At 62.3% G+C, this 14,877-nt stretch carries 17 protein-coding genes; 4 read left to right on the top strand and 13 right to left on the bottom strand.

What is annotated here, in order from left to right:
* The first annotated feature begins 17 nt into the window (after positions 1 to 17).
* Together ACKZ62_RS09985 and ACKZ62_RS09980 are read left to right on the top strand one after the other, a co-directional pair.
* Complete coding sequence (locus ACKZ62_RS09985) at positions 18 to 791, top strand: glucose 1-dehydrogenase (protein ID WP_032887279.1); 774 nt, start codon at positions 18 to 20, stop codon at positions 789 to 791.
* Between the two features lie 14 nt (positions 792 to 805).
* Positions 806 to 1,858, top strand: coding sequence for an L-idonate 5-dehydrogenase (locus tag ACKZ62_RS09980; RefSeq protein WP_032887278.1), 1,053 nt, complete (start codon positions 806 to 808; stop codon positions 1,856 to 1,858).
* A gap of 77 nt (positions 1,859 to 1,935) precedes the next feature.
* Here ACKZ62_RS09980 and ACKZ62_RS09975 read toward each other — a convergent pair whose 3' ends face one another.
* Complete coding sequence (locus ACKZ62_RS09975; protein WP_447096606.1) at positions 1,936 to 2,727, bottom strand: ABC transporter permease; 792 nt, start codon at positions 2,725 to 2,727, stop codon at positions 1,936 to 1,938.
* A complete protein-coding gene (locus ACKZ62_RS09970; RefSeq protein WP_095185634.1) occupies positions 2,724 to 3,401 on the bottom strand; it encodes an ABC transporter ATP-binding protein in 678 nt (225 codons plus the stop codon). The genes ACKZ62_RS09975 and ACKZ62_RS09970 overlap by 4 nt, the downstream gene beginning before the upstream one ends.
* Positions 3,402 to 3,533: 132 nt before the next feature.
* On the opposite strand from ACKZ62_RS09970, the gene ACKZ62_RS09965 reads away from it, so the two are divergent.
* Positions 3,534 to 4,610 (top strand): aldo/keto reductase, encoded by a 1,077-nt coding sequence (locus ACKZ62_RS09965; RefSeq protein ID WP_447096605.1) that lies wholly within the window; start codon positions 3,534 to 3,536, stop codon positions 4,608 to 4,610.
* A gap of 12 nt (positions 4,611 to 4,622) precedes the next feature.
* On the opposite strand, the gene ACKZ62_RS09960 is transcribed toward ACKZ62_RS09965, so the two are convergent.
* Positions 4,623 to 5,126, bottom strand: coding sequence for an ANTAR domain-containing protein (locus ACKZ62_RS09960; RefSeq protein WP_122752858.1), 504 nt, complete (start codon positions 5,124 to 5,126; stop codon positions 4,623 to 4,625).
* A gap of 269 nt (positions 5,127 to 5,395) precedes the next feature.
* Between ACKZ62_RS09960 and ACKZ62_RS09955 the strand changes: the two genes are divergently transcribed.
* Positions 5,396 to 6,604 carry a DUF1835 domain-containing protein gene (locus tag ACKZ62_RS09955; RefSeq protein ID WP_447096604.1) on the top strand — a complete coding sequence of 403 codons (1,209 nt, stop codon included), beginning with the start codon at positions 5,396 to 5,398 and terminating at the stop codon, positions 6,602 to 6,604.
* Between the two features lie 51 nt (positions 6,605 to 6,655).
* On the opposite strand, the gene ACKZ62_RS09950 is transcribed toward ACKZ62_RS09955, so the two are convergent.
* The 10 genes from ACKZ62_RS09950 to accC form a co-directional block, all read right to left on the bottom strand.
* Positions 6,656 to 7,489, bottom strand: coding sequence for an ABC transporter substrate-binding protein (locus tag ACKZ62_RS09950; RefSeq protein ID WP_032887272.1), 834 nt, complete (start codon positions 7,487 to 7,489; stop codon positions 6,656 to 6,658).
* A 58-nt stretch (positions 7,490 to 7,547) separates the two neighbouring features.
* Positions 7,548 to 8,276, bottom strand: coding sequence for an amino acid ABC transporter ATP-binding protein (locus ACKZ62_RS09945; protein WP_177434288.1), 729 nt, complete (start codon positions 8,274 to 8,276; stop codon positions 7,548 to 7,550).
* Between the two features lie 23 nt (positions 8,277 to 8,299).
* Positions 8,300 to 9,043, bottom strand: a complete 744-nt coding sequence (locus ACKZ62_RS09940; protein WP_032887299.1) for an amino acid ABC transporter permease — start codon at positions 9,041 to 9,043, stop codon at positions 8,300 to 8,302.
* Between the two features lie 6 nt (positions 9,044 to 9,049).
* Positions 9,050 to 9,751, bottom strand: coding sequence for an amino acid ABC transporter permease (locus ACKZ62_RS09935; RefSeq protein WP_095185631.1), 702 nt, complete (start codon positions 9,749 to 9,751; stop codon positions 9,050 to 9,052).
* A 109-nt stretch (positions 9,752 to 9,860) separates the two neighbouring features.
* Positions 9,861 to 10,613: an SDR family oxidoreductase gene (locus tag ACKZ62_RS09930; RefSeq protein WP_032887269.1), complete on the bottom strand. Its 753-nt coding sequence runs from the start codon at positions 10,611 to 10,613 to the stop codon at positions 9,861 to 9,863.
* A 93-nt stretch (positions 10,614 to 10,706) separates the two neighbouring features.
* Positions 10,707 to 11,480 carry a LamB/YcsF family protein gene (locus tag ACKZ62_RS09925; RefSeq protein ID WP_447096603.1) on the bottom strand — a complete coding sequence of 258 codons (774 nt, stop codon included), beginning with the start codon at positions 11,478 to 11,480 and terminating at the stop codon, positions 10,707 to 10,709.
* Complete coding sequence (locus ACKZ62_RS09920) at positions 11,477 to 11,872, bottom strand: biotin/lipoyl-containing protein (protein WP_122752860.1); 396 nt, start codon at positions 11,870 to 11,872, stop codon at positions 11,477 to 11,479. Before ACKZ62_RS09920 ends, ACKZ62_RS09925 begins: the two co-directional genes overlap by 4 nt.
* The gene (locus ACKZ62_RS09915) at positions 11,869 to 12,843 is read right to left on the bottom strand and encodes a 5-oxoprolinase subunit C family protein (protein WP_179178726.1); all 975 of its coding nucleotides are present in this window, start codon (positions 12,841 to 12,843) and stop codon (positions 11,869 to 11,871) included. The genes ACKZ62_RS09920 and ACKZ62_RS09915 overlap by 4 nt, the downstream gene beginning before the upstream one ends.
* A complete protein-coding gene (pxpB, locus tag ACKZ62_RS09910) occupies positions 12,840 to 13,496 on the bottom strand; it encodes a 5-oxoprolinase subunit PxpB (RefSeq protein ID WP_442117475.1) in 657 nt (218 codons plus the stop codon). Before pxpB ends, ACKZ62_RS09915 begins: the two co-directional genes overlap by 4 nt.
* Positions 13,493 to 14,845 (bottom strand): acetyl-CoA carboxylase biotin carboxylase subunit, encoded by a 1,353-nt coding sequence (accC, locus tag ACKZ62_RS09905; RefSeq protein WP_447096602.1) that lies wholly within the window; start codon positions 14,843 to 14,845, stop codon positions 13,493 to 13,495. Before accC ends, pxpB begins: the two co-directional genes overlap by 4 nt.
* Positions 14,846 to 14,877: the final 32 nt, after the last annotated feature.

Here is a 14,877-nt window from a genome sequence, read left to right as displayed (position 1 = left end):
CGCGGAGAAATATGCCCATGCAAAGCGTTCTAGACACCTTTCGCCTCGACGGCCGGCTGGCGCTGGTCACCGGTTCCAGTGCTGGTATCGGCCTGGCCATCGCCCGCGGCCTGGCCCAAGCGGGCGCACGGGTGGTGCTCAACGGGCGTAACCGCAGCACATTGCGTGACGCCGCCGCCCTGCTGACCCTCGAAGGCCTGGAGGTGCACACCCAGGCCTTCGACGTGACCGACAGCGCAGCAATCCAGGACGGGGTGGCAACGATCGAGGAACGCTTCGGCCCCTTGGACATCCTGGTAAACAACGCCGGCATGCAACGCCGTGGGCCGCTGGAAGACTACAGCGAGCAGCACTGGCGCGAACTGATCAGCACCAACCTCGACAGCGCCTTCCTGGTGGGTCAGGCCGTGGCGCGGGCGATGATTCCGCGCAAACGGGGGCGCATCATCAATATCTGTTCGGTGCAAAGTGAATTGGGCCGCCCGGGCATCGCGCCGTATGCGGCGAGTAAAGGCGCGTTGAAGATGTTGACCAAGGGCATGGCCATCGACTGGGGCCCGCACGGGCTGACGGTCAACGGTATCGGCCCCGGTTACTTCAAGACCGAGTTGAACGCCAACCTGGTGGCCAACCCCGAATTCAGCGACTGGCTGGTGCAGCGCACACCGAGCCGCCGCTGGGGCGACGTCGCCGAGTTGGCCGGTGCAGCGGTGTTTCTGGCCAGCGATGCCGCAAGTTTCGTCAACGGTCATATCCTGTATGTCGACGGTGGCATCACCGCGTCGCTGTAACCCTGGAGAACCTTATGCACGCCATTGTCTGCCACGCCTCAAAAGACCTGCGGGTGAGCCCCCAGGACGAACCCCCTGCTCTGGGGCCCGAGCAACTGCGTGTACGCATCGCCCGCGGCGGTATCTGCGGCTCGGACTTGCACTATTACCAGCACGGCGGCTTCGGCACTGTGCGCCTGCGCGAGCCGATGGTGCTCGGCCATGAAGTATCGGCAGTGATCGACGCCGTGGGCTCGGACGCCGGCCTGTTCAAGGTCGGCCAGCGCATTGCCGTATCGCCGTCACGCCCGTGCGGCGCTTGCCGCTATTGCCATCAAGGCCTGCCCAACCATTGCCTGAACATGCGCTTCTACGGCAGCGCGATGCCCTTTCCGCATATCCAGGGCGCGTTTCGCCAGAGCCTGGTGATCGAGACGCATCAGGCACATGTGCTGGCCGATCACGTCAGCCTCGCCGAAGGTGCGCTGGCCGAGCCGTTGTCGGTCGGGTTGCATGCGATCCAACGGGCCGGCGCGGTGTTCGGCAAGCGCGTACTGGTGACCGGTTGCGGCCCCATCGGCAACCTGCTGATCGGCAGCCTGCGCGCCGCCGGTGCCGCTGAAATCGTCGCTGTGGACCTGTCCGCCAGCGCACTGGCCTGCGCGGAAAAAATGGGCGCCACGCGCACCCATAACATCGCCGACGGCATCGATGCGCTCAAACGCTACACCGCCGAGAAGGGTTACTTCGAGGTGATGTTCGAAGTCTCCGGCAGTGCCCAAGCCCTGCGCAACGGCCTGGACTGCATCGCCCCGCGCGGCGTGCTGGTCACTGTCGGATTGGGCGGTGAAGTGTCGCTGCCGCTGAACCTGCTGGTCAGCCGCGAGATCGACCTGCGCGGCACCTTCCGCTTCCACAGTGAGTTTGCCCAGGCGGTGGACTTGCTCAATCGCCAGGTCATTGATGTACGGCCGGTGATCTCCCATACGGTGCCGTTCGAGCAAGCCGTGCAGGCGTTTGAACTGGCAGCGGACAAGACCCAGGCAATGAAGGTGGTGCTCGATTTTGGTGTGGCGGAGGTGGATTGAAGCGGTGGGCCAGATAACCTGAGGTTGCCTGATCGACCGCCATCGCCGGCAAGCTGGCTCCCACAGGGGCTGGTTTGTCAGCGCTCTTCCAGTCGCTCGCGCAAAAAGCGGTGGCTCACCGAAAACAACCGCCGATAGGTAAGCAACACCGCCCCTACCGTGCCCAACGCCGATGACGCGGCGATCAAGAACATGATCACGATTTGATACCGCACCGCGTCCACAGGGTTCTCTCCGGCCAGCACTTGGCCGGTCATCATGCCGGGCAGACTGACGATGCCGACCACGGTCATCTGGTTCAGCGTGGGGATCATCCCGGCGCGCACGGCCTGGCGAATGGCTTCCTGGGCGGCTTCCCAGCGTGAGCCGCCGAGGGCCAGGATCATTTCGATGGTGTTGCGGCCCGAGGTAAGTTCCTGGGTCATGCGCTCAATCCCTAAGGACACGCCGGTCAAGGTGTTGCCGAGGATCATGCCAAGGATCGGGATCGCGTATTGCGGCTCGTACCATGGGTGAATGCGGATCACCGCAAACAAGCCCACCGCCGTCACCAGCCACGAACTGCCCCACACCGACAGAATGCTGTCGACCCGCTGCCCCCGATACGTACGCCGCCCGCGTCCCGCCGCCGAAAGCCCGGCGATCAGGGTCATGGCGCACATCAGCGGCAGCACCACGTACCAATAGGCGAATTCAAACACCCAGCCCAGCAGGTAACCGATGGCCAGCAGTTGCACCACGGTGCGCACCGCCGCCCATAACAACTGGCGTCCAAGGCCCAGGCGCAGCAGCAACGACAGCGCGCCGTTGACCAGGATCAGCGACGCGGCAATGCCCATGTCCAGGGCGGTGAGGTTTTGATAATTCATGGTTGGGCCGCTCCGCTGAGGACACCGGCACTCATGTGCAAGTGGATGTCACTCATGCGCTGTGCCTGATCCAGATCGTGGGATACCCAGATATAGGCGCGGGCCTTGTTACCGGCGAACCAGGCGTCGATCAGCGCTTCCACGTCACGGGATGACGCAGGGTCGAGGGCGGCGGTGGGCTCGTCGAGCAACAGCACTTCGGGGTTCAGTTGCAGTGTACGGATCAGCGAGACCACCTGGGACTCACCGCCCGACAGGTCCAACGCGTTCTTGGTCAAAAAATCCGCTGCCTTGCCGGCATGCCCCAACAAGGTCGTCACCACGTCCTGGTCAAAGCGGCGTTGGTGCAGCGTCTTGAGACTGAACGGGAACCTGAGGTTGTCCTCCACCGTGCCTTCGAGCAACGCCGGGCGTTGAGACAGGTAGCTGATATGGCTGCGGTAATGGGGGATCTGCGCGTTGACGATCGGCTGGTTGTTCCACAGCACTTGCCCGGAACTCGGCGTATCGAGCAAAGCCAGCGCACGCAGGAAGACGCTTTTTCCAGAGCCCGATGAGCCGGTGATGGAGACGCGGTCGGCGCGCTTCAAGGTGAAATCCGTGGGTTGCAGCAAAGCCACCTGGCGACGCTCGTCGATACGCGTGAGGGCGCGGGTTTCTATCAGGGCGCTCATGGACGCGGTATTCCTCTTAAAACCTGTTGGGCGCAATGGTGAAGCAGGTGCAGGAAGTTTTCATGAAAAAATTCAAACTATCGCCACCCACGTTGTTCAGAAACTCAGGTTCAACGTTAAGTAGGAGACGACATGCAATACCGACAACTGGGCCATTCGGGCCTGCTGGTATCCGAAATCATCCTCGGCACCGTGCCCTTTGGCGGTCGCGCCGAGTTTGAAAAGTGCGGATCGGTGGACGTGCCCCAGGCCAAGCGCATGTTCGATATCGCATTCGATGCCGGGGTCAATATGGTCGACACCGCCGACCTCTATTCCCACGGTCTGGCCGAAGAAGTGGTCGGCAAGGCCCTGGGTGACAAACGCAACGATATCCTGCTGGCCACCAAAGGCCGCAGCCCGGTAGACAGCAACCCGAACAACTCCGGCTCCTCGCGCTACCACCTGATTCGCGCCTGCGAAGCGAGCTTGAAGCGCCTCGGTACCGACCACATCGATCTCTACCAATTGCACAACTGGGACGGCATGACGCCCATCGAGGAAACCCTCGAAGCCCTGCGGCTGTTGGTAGGCTCGGGGAAAATCCGTTACTTCGGCACCAGCAACTTCACCGCCTGGCAGATGATGAAAACCCTGGGCAAGGCCGAACTGCACGGCATGCTCAAGCCGATCACCCAACAGATCTACTACACCCCGGAATCCCGCGAGGCCGAGTACGAGTTGCTGCCGCTGGCCCTGGATCAGAACGTCGGCACTCTGGTGTGGGGGCCAATGGGCGAAGGCCTGCTCACCGGCTCCACGCGCCGTGGGCAAAAACCGCCGGCCAATACCCGCCAGGGCAGCGACTGGCCGGAACCCTACGTGCATGACCAGGAGCGTGCGCTGGACATCATCGAAACCCTCGCCGCCGTGGGTGATGAACACGGCGTGTCGGTGGCGCGCACTTGCCTGGCGTGGCTCAAGGATCGTCCGGGGATTACCTCGCTGATTGTCGGTGCCCGCACTGAAGCGCATCTGCGCGACAACCTGGCGGCCACCGAACTGAAACTCACCGACGAACAGTCCTCGCGTATCGAAGCGGTGACGCGGAGCCAACCGTTGTATCCGTACTGGCATCGTTTTACGGCCGGCATTGATCGCTTTGATCCGGCGGAGCAGCCGTTCCTCGCCGAGCATCAGAAAACCATGGATGCACGCAAAGACAAGTAACCCCTGACCCCCTCAACGCCTGGGCGACAGCCCCACTGCGCACGCCACCAAGGCCGGGTCACCCTGGAAGCGCGCCGATGCTGGATTGGGGCTGTCAGCAACGCGCAAGGTCGGCCGCTTACCCACGCGTATGCGAGGGGCAGGATCGACGACACCCATGCAATGCTGCAGCGCGATAAAGTCCGGCAAGTGCGGCACTGAGAGGTGCAAGGTCGGCTGATTGCCCGCTACCAGCACATGCGGTGTGCATTGCCCATCGTAAATCAGCGTGTGGCGAATCAACGGGTTGGCGTGGCAGTACTCCAGCAGGTTCTCCTGCGGCGAACTCACCAATGCGCTGTTGATGATCAACAGGTCGAATGCCACGCCTCCCGAACGCGTCAGCACCCGCAACTCATCGAACGAGCTCAAGGGCGCGATGCGGTGATAGCCCATCAGGTTGAGCATCTTCTCAATCCTGATCCGCTGCTGAAGGTCAGCATCGGCAATCAAGAGGCGGAGCGTTTTAGTGGACATAGGGTAAACCTGACAGTTGGGCAGCAACGTCGATCATTCAACGGTGCACACGGTAACCGTCAGCAGGAGCGCATGACTTTAAGACGATTCTTAAACCCTATCGGGGGCGCATACCTGATTTGCAATCGTGCGCCACACTGCCTATATTTCCCGCCTGGCGCTCTCTACGCCACCTTCCGCGGAAAGGGCTGCGCCCAAGACACTCAAGCTTCACCTCATTTCTACGACTCCCAACCTTAAAGCGGAAAAGGTCTGTGCAAGGAGATCGTATGTCGCAACGCCCCCTATCTTCCAACACCGATGGCCGTCTCAACCTTGAGCAGCAGCGCAAGCGCGCCAAGGAACTGTTGCGGCACCTGAAAAGCCAAGACCCGGCTGCCACACTGTCCCAGGCCCAATGGCAGGTGGCCAAACAACTGGGTTTCAGCAGTTGGCCCAAGCTCAAGGCCCATATCGACGCCATTGACTTCGCCGCCCGCCATCCCGACTTTGCAGCCAGCGATGAAGCGCGCACCACCCACTGGCGCTGCGGCAATGACATCGCCCATAGCCTGCAGGTGGCGGGGTTCAAGGGCCGGTTCCACATGCTCAGCGACCCGCTGTGCATGGGTCCGGTGCGTGATCTGCCCAGCCCGGCATTTCGTGCGATGCGCAGTGCCTTTATCAGCCAAGCCTTTGCCATCAATGAGACGGATGCAGCGCGCCGTGTCGACGATGAATACAACCACCTCGAAACCCTGGCCAGCGCCGAACACAGCGTGTTGTGGTGTGAGGCAGATGCCTATGACCAGTTGTTCCTGATCCGCGCCTTGGCCGGTCTTGAACAAGCACCGGGCAAACTGGAGCTGATCGAGGTGGACCGCATTCCCGGCGTCGAGCGCTTTATCGGCATCGGCCAACTGGCGCCGGACGTGCTCGCCTGGCTCTGGCCGCAACGCAGACTGATCGGGGACGAGGCCGTGCAACTGGCCAAACGGGCCTGGGCAGCCTATTGCGACAGTTCTCCCATGGCATGGGCAGCGTTGGCCCACGGCAAACACCCCGCCCTGCCCTTGCTTGCCCCGGCGCTGTTGCGCCAGGTGCAGGAATTGCCGGGAACACACGATGGTCTGTCGCTGACCGAGCGCCTGTCCCTCACCTACCTCGCCGAAGCTGGGCCGTTGCCGTTCGGTCGCGTGTTCGCCGAATTGATGGCCAAGCGCGACCCGCTGCCGTCCATGGGGGACATGATGTTTCAGGTGCTGTTGCGGCCATTGATCGATGGCGACAAGCCGTTGCTGACCGAGACAGACCCACAAAAACCATGGCCGCAACGCATGTTGGCGCTGACCCCCTTGGGGCAGGACGTGCTCCATGGCCGAGCCTATTGGCCCGACCATGCAACGCATGAGCGCTGGGTCGGCGGCGTGCGTATCACACCTGGCCAGCCGCACTGGATGATTGATGAGGATCTGAACCCTGTCTGGAGCACCCAGTAAAAAAGCCCGCCGTGCATCACACACGGCGGGCTTTTTTGTGACCGATTACCCTTAAGGCAACGGCTCGAACTTCAACGCGCTCAAAGGCTGCACCTTGTCCTCGCGCACCATCTTGTACTCGGTGTTCGGGCCGATCCAGCGCTCCCAGATCGCGTCGATCTCCCCGGCCTTTTCCATCGCCATCAGCGACTCATTGACCTTGGCCAAAAACGCGGGCTCGTCGCGGCGCATACCGGCACCAATCGGCTCCAGGGCCATCGGTTCTTTGGCAATCGCCAGTTCCACACCACCGGCCTTGGCCTGATTGACCAGCTTGAGGGCGGTCATGGTGTTGGTCACCAGGCCCACGACCTTGTTCTGTTGCAGGGCCATGTAGGCCGAGCCGGTGTCCTGGAAGGTCACCGGGGTGGCGCCGGCAAGGCGGATCGACTGTTCGGAGGTCGAGCCCTTGGTGGAGCTGATGCGCTTGTCCTTGAAGAAGCTTTTCGGCTGGTCGGCATTCGCCGCGCGCACCACCAGGGTTTCCTTGGCGATGTAGTAAGGGTCGCTGAACTGGATCTGGTCGGCGCGGGTCTTGGTGTAGGCCAGGTTGGCGAAGATCACATCGACACGGCCCATTTTCACTTCAGGAATACGCGCTTCAACCGACAGTGGCTTGAGTTCCAGGGCTACGCCAAGCGTCTTGGCCAGGGCTTTGCAGAGGTCGACGTCCATGCCGACCAGCTCGCGGGTTTTCGGGTCCGGTGCGGAAAATGGCGGGACGTCGGCGTACACCCCACAGCTCAAGGATTGCTTGGCCATGATGTCGCTCAGTTGGTCGGCCTGTGCGACCGCGATTGCCAGTGGCCCCAACGCCAGCGCAGTAAACAGATGCTTCATACCCATGGGAAATCTCCAGAAAGTTGGACCAGCAAAATGGCAGAGGGAGCAAAACCGCCGCAGCTCAATGGGCCCGCAGGTCGGCGATGAAACGTTGCGCTCGCGGGTGCGAGGGCTGGGTGAAGAAGGCCTCGGGGCTGCTCTTTTCCAGAATCTGCCCCGCATCCATAAACCAGATGGTGTCGGCCACTTCACGGGCGAAATTCATCTCGTGGGTCACGCACATCATGGTCATGCCGTCCTTGGCTAAGCCCTTCATCACGCTCAGCACTTCGCCGACCATTTCCGGGTCGAGGGCACTGGTGGGCTCGTCGAATAGCATCACCGGCGGCTCCATCGCCAGTGCGCGGGCGATTGCCACGCGTTGCTGTTGCCCGCCGGACAACTGCGCCGGGTAGGCACCGGCCTTGTGGGCCAGGCCGACACGGTCGAGCAGCTCCATGGCTTTTTGCTTGGCCGCCGCGCCCTTGAGGTTGCGCAGTTTGTTGGGGGCCAGGGTGATGTTTTCCAGCACCGACAGGTGCGGGAACAGGTTGAAGCTCTGGAACACAAACCCCACGCGGCTACGCAGGCGGTTGATCTGCGCGTCGGTGCCGTGAACGTCCTGGCCGTCGAATAGGATCTGGCCTGCCTGGATGTCTTCCAAGCGATTGACCGTGCGAATCAAGGTGGATTTGCCCGACCCCGAAGGGCCGCACAGCACCACCACTTCGCCGGGTTGCACTTCGGCCGTGATGTCGGTGAGCGCCTGGTACTCGCCGTACCATTTATTGATTTTCGAAAACATGATCATTGGATGCATGAGCGCAGCCCTCTTCAATTATCGGTGGCCAGCAACGGTTGGCCAGGCAGGGTTTGCCCTCCGTCGCCCAGGCGCTTGCGCGCAATGCGCTGTTCCACATAACCGGCCAGGCGGGTCAGGCCGAAACACAGCAGGTAGTAGATGATCGCCAGGATGAAAAACACCTGGAACGGCTTGGTCAGCAGTTGGTTGTTGACTTGGTTGGCGGCAAACGTCACCTCCTGCACGTTGATCACGTAGCCCAGTGAGGTCTCCTTGATGATCGAGATGAACTGGCTGATCAGGCTCGGCAACGCGTTGTACAGTGCCTGGGGCAGGATCACCCAGAGCGTGGTGCGCACGTAGCCCAGGCCAAGGGCGCGGGACGCTTCGTATTGCCCACTCGGCAAGGCCTGGATGCCGCCGCGAATGATTTCGCACAGGTAGGCGCTCTGGTAGATCACCAGGGTGCAGAGCATGGTCATGAAGCCGGTGATGTTATGGCCGATCAGCAACGGCACCAGGAAGTACGTCCAAAAGATCACCATCAGCAACGGAATACCGCGCAGCACGTAGACCCACACCGTGGCGACCCAGTACAAACCTTTCCACGGCGATACCCGCGCCAGCGCCAGCAGCAAGCCGAACGGGAACGCCAACAGCAATGCCAGAGCGGCCAGGATCAGGGTGCTCGCCAGGCCACCCAATGGGCCGTGGGGGTATTGACCGATGAGGAACAACGTCCAGTTGTTCTGCAGGATTTCAACGATATCGAACATCGCCATCTACCTCGCGAGGGCTTTGCTGAAGTGCCGAGCGAGCAACGCCCCGGCGCCCATCAGCAGCAGTGAAAACACCAGGTAGAACACCGTGGCCACCAGGTACGACTCAAAGGTGCGGAACGTATAGTTCTCCACTTCGCGGCTGGCGTAGGTCAGCTCCATCACGCCAATTGCCATGGCCAGGCTGGTGTTCTTGAACAACAACACGGTGTGGTTGATCAAGGACGGAAGGCAGTTGCGCACCCCCTGAGGCAGGATCACGTAGCGCATTGAGCGCACGTAGCCCAGTCCCAGGGCTCTGGACGCTTCGGTCTGCCCGGCCGGAATGGCGCGCAGGCCGCTGCGCATGTCTTCACAGAAATACGCGGCCTGGCACAAGCCCAGGGCGATCACCGAAAACAGGTATTCGGTGTTGTGGTTGGCCAGCCACAGTTGCGCGGACTCGCTGAGCAACGTGGGCACGCCGAAGTACCACAGCATCAGTTGCACCAGGGTCGGCACGTTGCGGTGGTAGGACACGTACCCCGCCACCAGACGGTCGGCCAGCTTGTTGCCGGTCAGGCGCACCGTAACCAGCGTCAGCGCCAGCACCATCGCCAGCAGCCAGGCGAACAACGCCAGCTGCAAGGTCATTTCGATGCCCTTGACGATCAGCTCGGCATACTCGCCTTGCAGAATCGCGGCCAAATCGAAGTCTTGCTTCATGGTCAATCCCTATCGGCATTGGGCTAGGGCAGAAATCAAAGTCACCCGGCGTGGCCGTGGCGCGGTGCAGCAATGACGGATCGATCCGTTCTGTTTTAGAGGGCTGGTTTCAGCCCTGATAATCCTGAGGTCGCGCGGTAGAAAGCCCGCCCGGCACTTGCAGGGTGGGGGTGATTTCCATATGCCCGACGTTGACGGCAATCGGCGCGGCAATCGCGAAGGCAATGGCGTTGGCGATGTCTTCGGCCTGGGGCAATTCAAAACCTTCGACGAAGCGTTTGTAGGTCTCCTCGGAGTCGCCATGCACATGGGCAAAGATGTCCGTGGCCACTCGGCCTGGGCAGATCTCGGTAACCCGCACGCGCTTGCCGAAGGCATCAATGCGCAATTGACGCGAGAGCATGCTCACCGCGGCCTTGGTCGCGTGGTAGGTAGAGTTGCCGCCAAAGTTGTAGGCCGCTGCAATCGAGCTGATGTTGATGATGTGCCCGCAGTCGCGCTCGACCATCCCCGGCAACGCCAGGCGCGCCAGGTGCAACACCGCGCGAAGGTTGACGTCGATCAGCAGGTCGATACCGTCGGCATCGGCCTTGAGCAAGGAGCCGGGTTTATCGACACCGGCGTTGTTGACCAGGATGTCGAAGGTGTTTTCGGCGAACAACCGAGTCAGGCCGGCAATATCGGTCACGTCGATGGCGTGGGGAATGCAGCCGGTCTTTGCCGCCAGTGCCTGCAACTTGTCGGCACTGCGGGCCAGGGCATGCACCTGCACGCCTTCCTGGCACAGACGCTCCACAACGGCGGCACCGATGCCCGATGAGGCGCCGGTGACCAGTGCGGTTTTGTAGTCGGAAAATGGCATGGGGTGATCCTTGTGTCGCGGGTTATGGTTCGACTCTATCCAGCCTTCAGGCGCTGGACCAAGACGCGATGATTGTGTGGCGATAAGGCCTGCTTATGACGCCGCCAGCAGCTGGGAAATCGGGGTAATCCGCCCGCCCAATTGCTCGATTTCCTGGCGAATGGTGCGCGCCAGGTCGACCGCGCCGGGGGTGTCGCCGTGCAGCAGGATTGAGTGGGCCGGCACCCGCAGCACCTTGCCGCTCAGGGCGGTCACGGTGCCCTCCTCCAGCAACTGCCGCACCCGTTGCAAGACTGCCGCAGGCTCCTTGATCACCGAGCCCTCGACCTTGCGTGGTACCAGCAGGCAGTCATCGTCATAGGCGCGGTCGGCGAGGAACGTCGTGGCAACGCGCAGACCACATTTTTCGGCCGCGCCTTCGATGGCGCGGCTGCTGGAAGAGCTGATGATCAGCGTGGGGTCGAACGCCGCCACCGCCCGCACCAACGGCTCGGCCAGCGCCGCATCGGCGGCGGCCATATTGCCCAGGGCGCCGTGGAAGCTCATATGGGTCATGCGATGGCCATTCACGGCCGCCATCCCGGCCAGCGCACCGAGCTGGTAGATCACATAGGTGACCAGTTCCTTGATCTCGATGTTCATTTGGCGACGACCGAAGCCCATCAAATCCGGGAAGCCCACATGCGCGCCCAGGTCGATGCCACCGGCTTTCGCCAGGCGTACGGTGGTGTCCATGATCAACGGGTCGCCGGCGTGATAACCGCAGGCGACGTTGGCCGAGGAAATCAGGCTCATCAGTGCTTCGTCCTCGCCCATGCGCCACGGGCCGAAGCCTTCGCCGAGGTCGGCATTCAAATCGATCTTCATACCGGATACTCCAGGCCCAGAAAGGCTTCGCCGTAGCCGACGGTGGTTCCGCACGGCACGCGTATATCCACGACCTTGGCGGCTTTCGGGCTGCGCTGAGGCAGCAACAGGTCACCCACTTGCAGCACGGCCACCAGTTGACCGGCGCTAAGCTGATCGCCTACAGCCACGAACGGCTGGTTTTGTTGCGGATGAGTCAGCAGTAGACGACCCAGGCCGGTGGTGCGCAGCACCTTGTCATCCACTGTCGCAGCCGCGACTGGCGTGACCACACTGACGGCAGGCGCACCGCGCTTGAGGGTCAGGTGCACGCCAGGGCTGCTCATCTCTGCGCCAGCCAAGTGGTGTTCCTTGAGCCACAGCGCCAGTTGGCGAATCTCTTCAAGCGTCATGCTTTCACTCCTTGACGGTGCAGCTCCACCAGACGGCTGACTTCACGCAGGTAACGTCGATTGGTTTCCAAGGCGTCAACGGCCTCTTCATAACTGCACTCGATAAAGCGCACTTTGCTGCCGATCGGCGCCTGCCCCAAACGCCATAGGTCAGCCTCGATCACGCTGCCGAATTTGGGGTAGCCGCCGCTGGGCTGCGCGTCGCGCATCTGGATGATCGGCTGACCGCCATGGGGCACTTGGATCACGCCGGGCACGATGCCGTGGGAGCGAATTTCCATCGGTGCGATGGGCAGCAGCGGTTCACCTTCCATGCGGTAGCCATAGCGATTGCTCTGGGTGGTGATCTTCCACTCGCCGGCCCAGAACGCGGCGCGGGAGGTTTCCTGGAAGCGCTCGTATTCAGCGGCGGGCACCACGCGCATCGCGGGCACGCCGTCTACTTGTAACGGCAGCGAGAGGCTGGGCGCCAAAACGCCGAAGTCCAGCGCCAAGGTGCTGAGGCCTGGTCGCAAGGCAGCGAGTCGATCGCCCTGCTGCAACGCTCGGCCGTCCAAACCACCGAACTCGCCACGCAATTGCGTGCTGCGTGAACCCAGCACCGACGGCACGTCCACGCCCCCCGCCAAACACAGATAAGCGCGGCTGCCAGACGTCGGATACCCCAGGCTCAACACTTGACCTTCTCGCCCCTGGCAAACCCAGTTCGGCGGCAACGGCTGGCCGTCCAGCGTGGCGTCGCAGGCGGCGCCGGTCAGGGCAAAGGCGCAGTCCTGCAGCAGGCGAACTTCAAACGTAAACAGCGGGATTTCAATCGCAGCGGCGTCTTCGGGATTGCCCAGCAGCAAGTTGCCCAAGGCCAGGGCCAGATGGTCCATGGCGCCCGAGGTACCTACGCCGTAACCCAGGCTGCCGAAACGACCGAGGTCCTGCACGGTGGCCAGGGCGGTGGCCGATAGAATCTCGATCATCGAATGATCCTCTCGATGCGCAAGCGCAGGAAATCACCCGGCCGCAAGATGGCAGGCGGGGTTTGGGCGGGGTCGAAAAATGCCATCTCGGTGCGGCCGATGGTGTTCCAGCCGCTGGGGCCGGCCGAGGCGGAGACGCCCGTCTGCACGCCGCCGATGGACACAGAGCCCGCACCGATATTCAGCACCGGCACCTGGCGACGGGGCGTGGCCAGGCGTGGGTCCATGCCACCGAGGTAGCAGTAACCGGGGTGGCTGCCCAGGGCGTACACCGGGTACAGCGGCTCGCAATGCAGGTTGGCAATGGTCTCGATATCCAGCCCGGTGTGGGCGATCACGTCTGCCATGTGCGGGCCGAATTCGCCGCCGTACACCACCGGCAACTCGACAATTCGCCCTTCCAGAGGCAGCGGTTGGCTCTGTTCCCAGGCATCCAGCAGGCGCTGGCACACGCTGTTGAGTTCACGGGGCGGCGTGAGGAACGTCAGCATCAGGTTGTTCATGCCCGGCACGGCTTCGTGGATTTCCGGCCATTCGCCCGCTTGCAGGGCCAGGCGCCAGATACGCTGCTGGGGGGCCAGGTCGAGCTCGCCCGGCGCCTCGAACAGCAACGCGCTGGAGCCCAGCAGGCTGATGGAAGGTGCGGTGTTCATGTCGGGCTCCTTTGCTGCAACCAGCGCTCCAGGTGATGAATGTCGACACCGCCGGCGCAGAATGCCGGATCGTCGAGAATGTCTCGGTGCAACGGGATATTGGTGCTGATGCCGTCCACGATCATTTCGCTCAGGGCCAGGCGCATCCGCGCTAACGCCTCTTCCCGCGTGGCGCCGTGGGTGATTACCTTGGCCACCATCGAGTCGTAGTACGGCGGGACGCGGTAGCCGGTGGTGACATGGGAATCAACCCGCACGCCAAATCCGCCGGGCACTTCCCAACGCTGAATCAAGCCGGGTGTGGGCATAAAGGTGATCGGGTCTTCGGCGTTGATGCGGCACTCCAGGGAGTGGCCGTTAAGCTGCACATCTTCCTGGCGCAAGCCCAACACTTCGCCGCGGGCCATGCGCAGTTGCTGCTGCACGATGTCGATGCCGGTGGTCATTTCAGTGACCGGGTGTTCGACTTGCAGACGCGTGTTCATCTCGATGAAAAAGAACTCGCCGTCTTCGTACAAGAATTCAAACGTGCCCACACCGCGATAGCCAATCCGGCGGCAGGCCTCGGCGCAGCGTTCGCCGACCTTGGCGATCAATGCGGGATCGATGCCCGGTGCTGGCGCTTCTTCCAACACTTTCTGGTGGCGGCGTTGCAGGGAACAGTCGCGGCAGCCAAGCCAGATCGCATGGCCGTGGGCATCACACAGCACCTGGATTTCCACATGCCGCGGGTGGCCGAGGAATTTCTCGATATACAGCTCCGGGTTGCCGAACGCCAACCGCGCCTCTTCACGGGTGAGCGCGATGGCAGCGAGCAACTCGGCTTCGGCCTGCACCACGCGCATGCCGCGACCACCGCCACCACCAGCGGCTTTGACGATCACTGGGTAACCGATCTCGGCAGCGATGGCGAGAATGCTGGCGTCGTCGGTAGGCATTGTCGAATCAGGCCCCGGCACGCACGGCACACCGGCTTCACGCATGGCACGCTTGGCGGCCACCTTGTCGCCCATGGTGCGGATGCAGGCTGCGCTCGGGCCGATAAAGGTCAGGCCGGCGGTTTCGATGCGCTCGGCAAACCCGGCGTTTTCCGAAAGGAACCCGTAGCCAGGGTGGATCGCCTGGGCGCCAGTGACCTTGGCGGCGAACAGCAACGCGGTCTGGTTGAGGTAGCTCAGGCCTGGCGCGGCCGGACCGATGCACAGCGATTCGTCAGCGTTTTGCACGTAGTGGGCGTGACGGTCCGCTTCGGAAAACACCGCCACGGTCTTGATGCCCAGGCCATGGCAGGCACGCTGAATACGCAGGGCGATTTCGCCACGGTTGGCGATCAGCACTTTGTCGAACATTGGATTCACCTGAATAACGAATACGCGTAAGG

This window comes from Pseudomonas sivasensis (genome assembly GCF_052938085.1).
This window is presented reverse-complemented; position numbering and strand designations above follow the sequence as displayed.

What these genes read in the sequence shown, in the direction of transcription:
- ACKZ62_RS09985 (WP_032887279.1), top strand. Translation starts at nt 18, where the DNA reads ATGCAAAGCGTTCTAGACACCTTTCGCCTCGACGGCCGGCTGGCGCTG.
- ACKZ62_RS09980 (WP_032887278.1), top strand. Translation starts at nt 806, where the DNA reads ATGCACGCCATTGTCTGCCACGCCTCAAAAGACCTGCGGGTGAGCCCC.
- ACKZ62_RS09975 (WP_447096606.1), bottom strand. Translation starts at nt 2,727, where the DNA reads ATGAATTATCAAAACCTCACCGCCCTGGACATGGGCATTGCCGCGTCG.
- ACKZ62_RS09970 (WP_095185634.1), bottom strand. Translation starts at nt 3,401, where the DNA reads ATGAGCGCCCTGATAGAAACCCGCGCCCTCACGCGTATCGACGAGCGT.
- ACKZ62_RS09965 (WP_447096605.1), top strand. Translation starts at nt 3,534, where the DNA reads ATGCAATACCGACAACTGGGCCATTCGGGCCTGCTGGTATCCGAAATC.
- ACKZ62_RS09960 (WP_122752858.1), bottom strand. Translation starts at nt 5,126, where the DNA reads ATGTCCACTAAAACGCTCCGCCTCTTGATTGCCGATGCTGACCTTCAG.
- ACKZ62_RS09955 (WP_447096604.1), top strand. Translation starts at nt 5,396, where the DNA reads ATGTCGCAACGCCCCCTATCTTCCAACACCGATGGCCGTCTCAACCTT.
- ACKZ62_RS09950 (WP_032887272.1), bottom strand. Translation starts at nt 7,489, where the DNA reads ATGGGTATGAAGCATCTGTTTACTGCGCTGGCGTTGGGGCCACTGGCA.
- ACKZ62_RS09945 (WP_177434288.1), bottom strand. Translation starts at nt 8,276, where the DNA reads ATGATCATGTTTTCGAAAATCAATAAATGGTACGGCGAGTACCAGGCG.
- ACKZ62_RS09940 (WP_032887299.1), bottom strand. Translation starts at nt 9,043, where the DNA reads ATGTTCGATATCGTTGAAATCCTGCAGAACAACTGGACGTTGTTCCTC.
- ACKZ62_RS09935 (WP_095185631.1), bottom strand. Translation starts at nt 9,751, where the DNA reads ATGAAGCAAGACTTCGATTTGGCCGCGATTCTGCAAGGCGAGTATGCC.
- ACKZ62_RS09930 (WP_032887269.1), bottom strand. Translation starts at nt 10,613, where the DNA reads ATGCCATTTTCCGACTACAAAACCGCACTGGTCACCGGCGCCTCATCG.
- ACKZ62_RS09925 (WP_447096603.1), bottom strand. Translation starts at nt 11,480, where the DNA reads ATGAAGATCGATTTGAATGCCGACCTCGGCGAAGGCTTCGGCCCGTGG.
- ACKZ62_RS09920 (WP_122752860.1), bottom strand. Translation starts at nt 11,872, where the DNA reads ATGACGCTTGAAGAGATTCGCCAACTGGCGCTGTGGCTCAAGGAACAC.
- ACKZ62_RS09915 (WP_179178726.1), bottom strand. Translation starts at nt 12,843, where the DNA reads ATGATCGAGATTCTATCGGCCACCGCCCTGGCCACCGTGCAGGACCTC.
- pxpB (WP_442117475.1), bottom strand. Translation starts at nt 13,496, where the DNA reads ATGAACACCGCACCTTCCATCAGCCTGCTGGGCTCCAGCGCGTTGCTG.
- accC (WP_447096602.1), bottom strand. Translation starts at nt 14,845, where the DNA reads ATGTTCGACAAAGTGCTGATCGCCAACCGTGGCGAAATCGCCCTGCGT.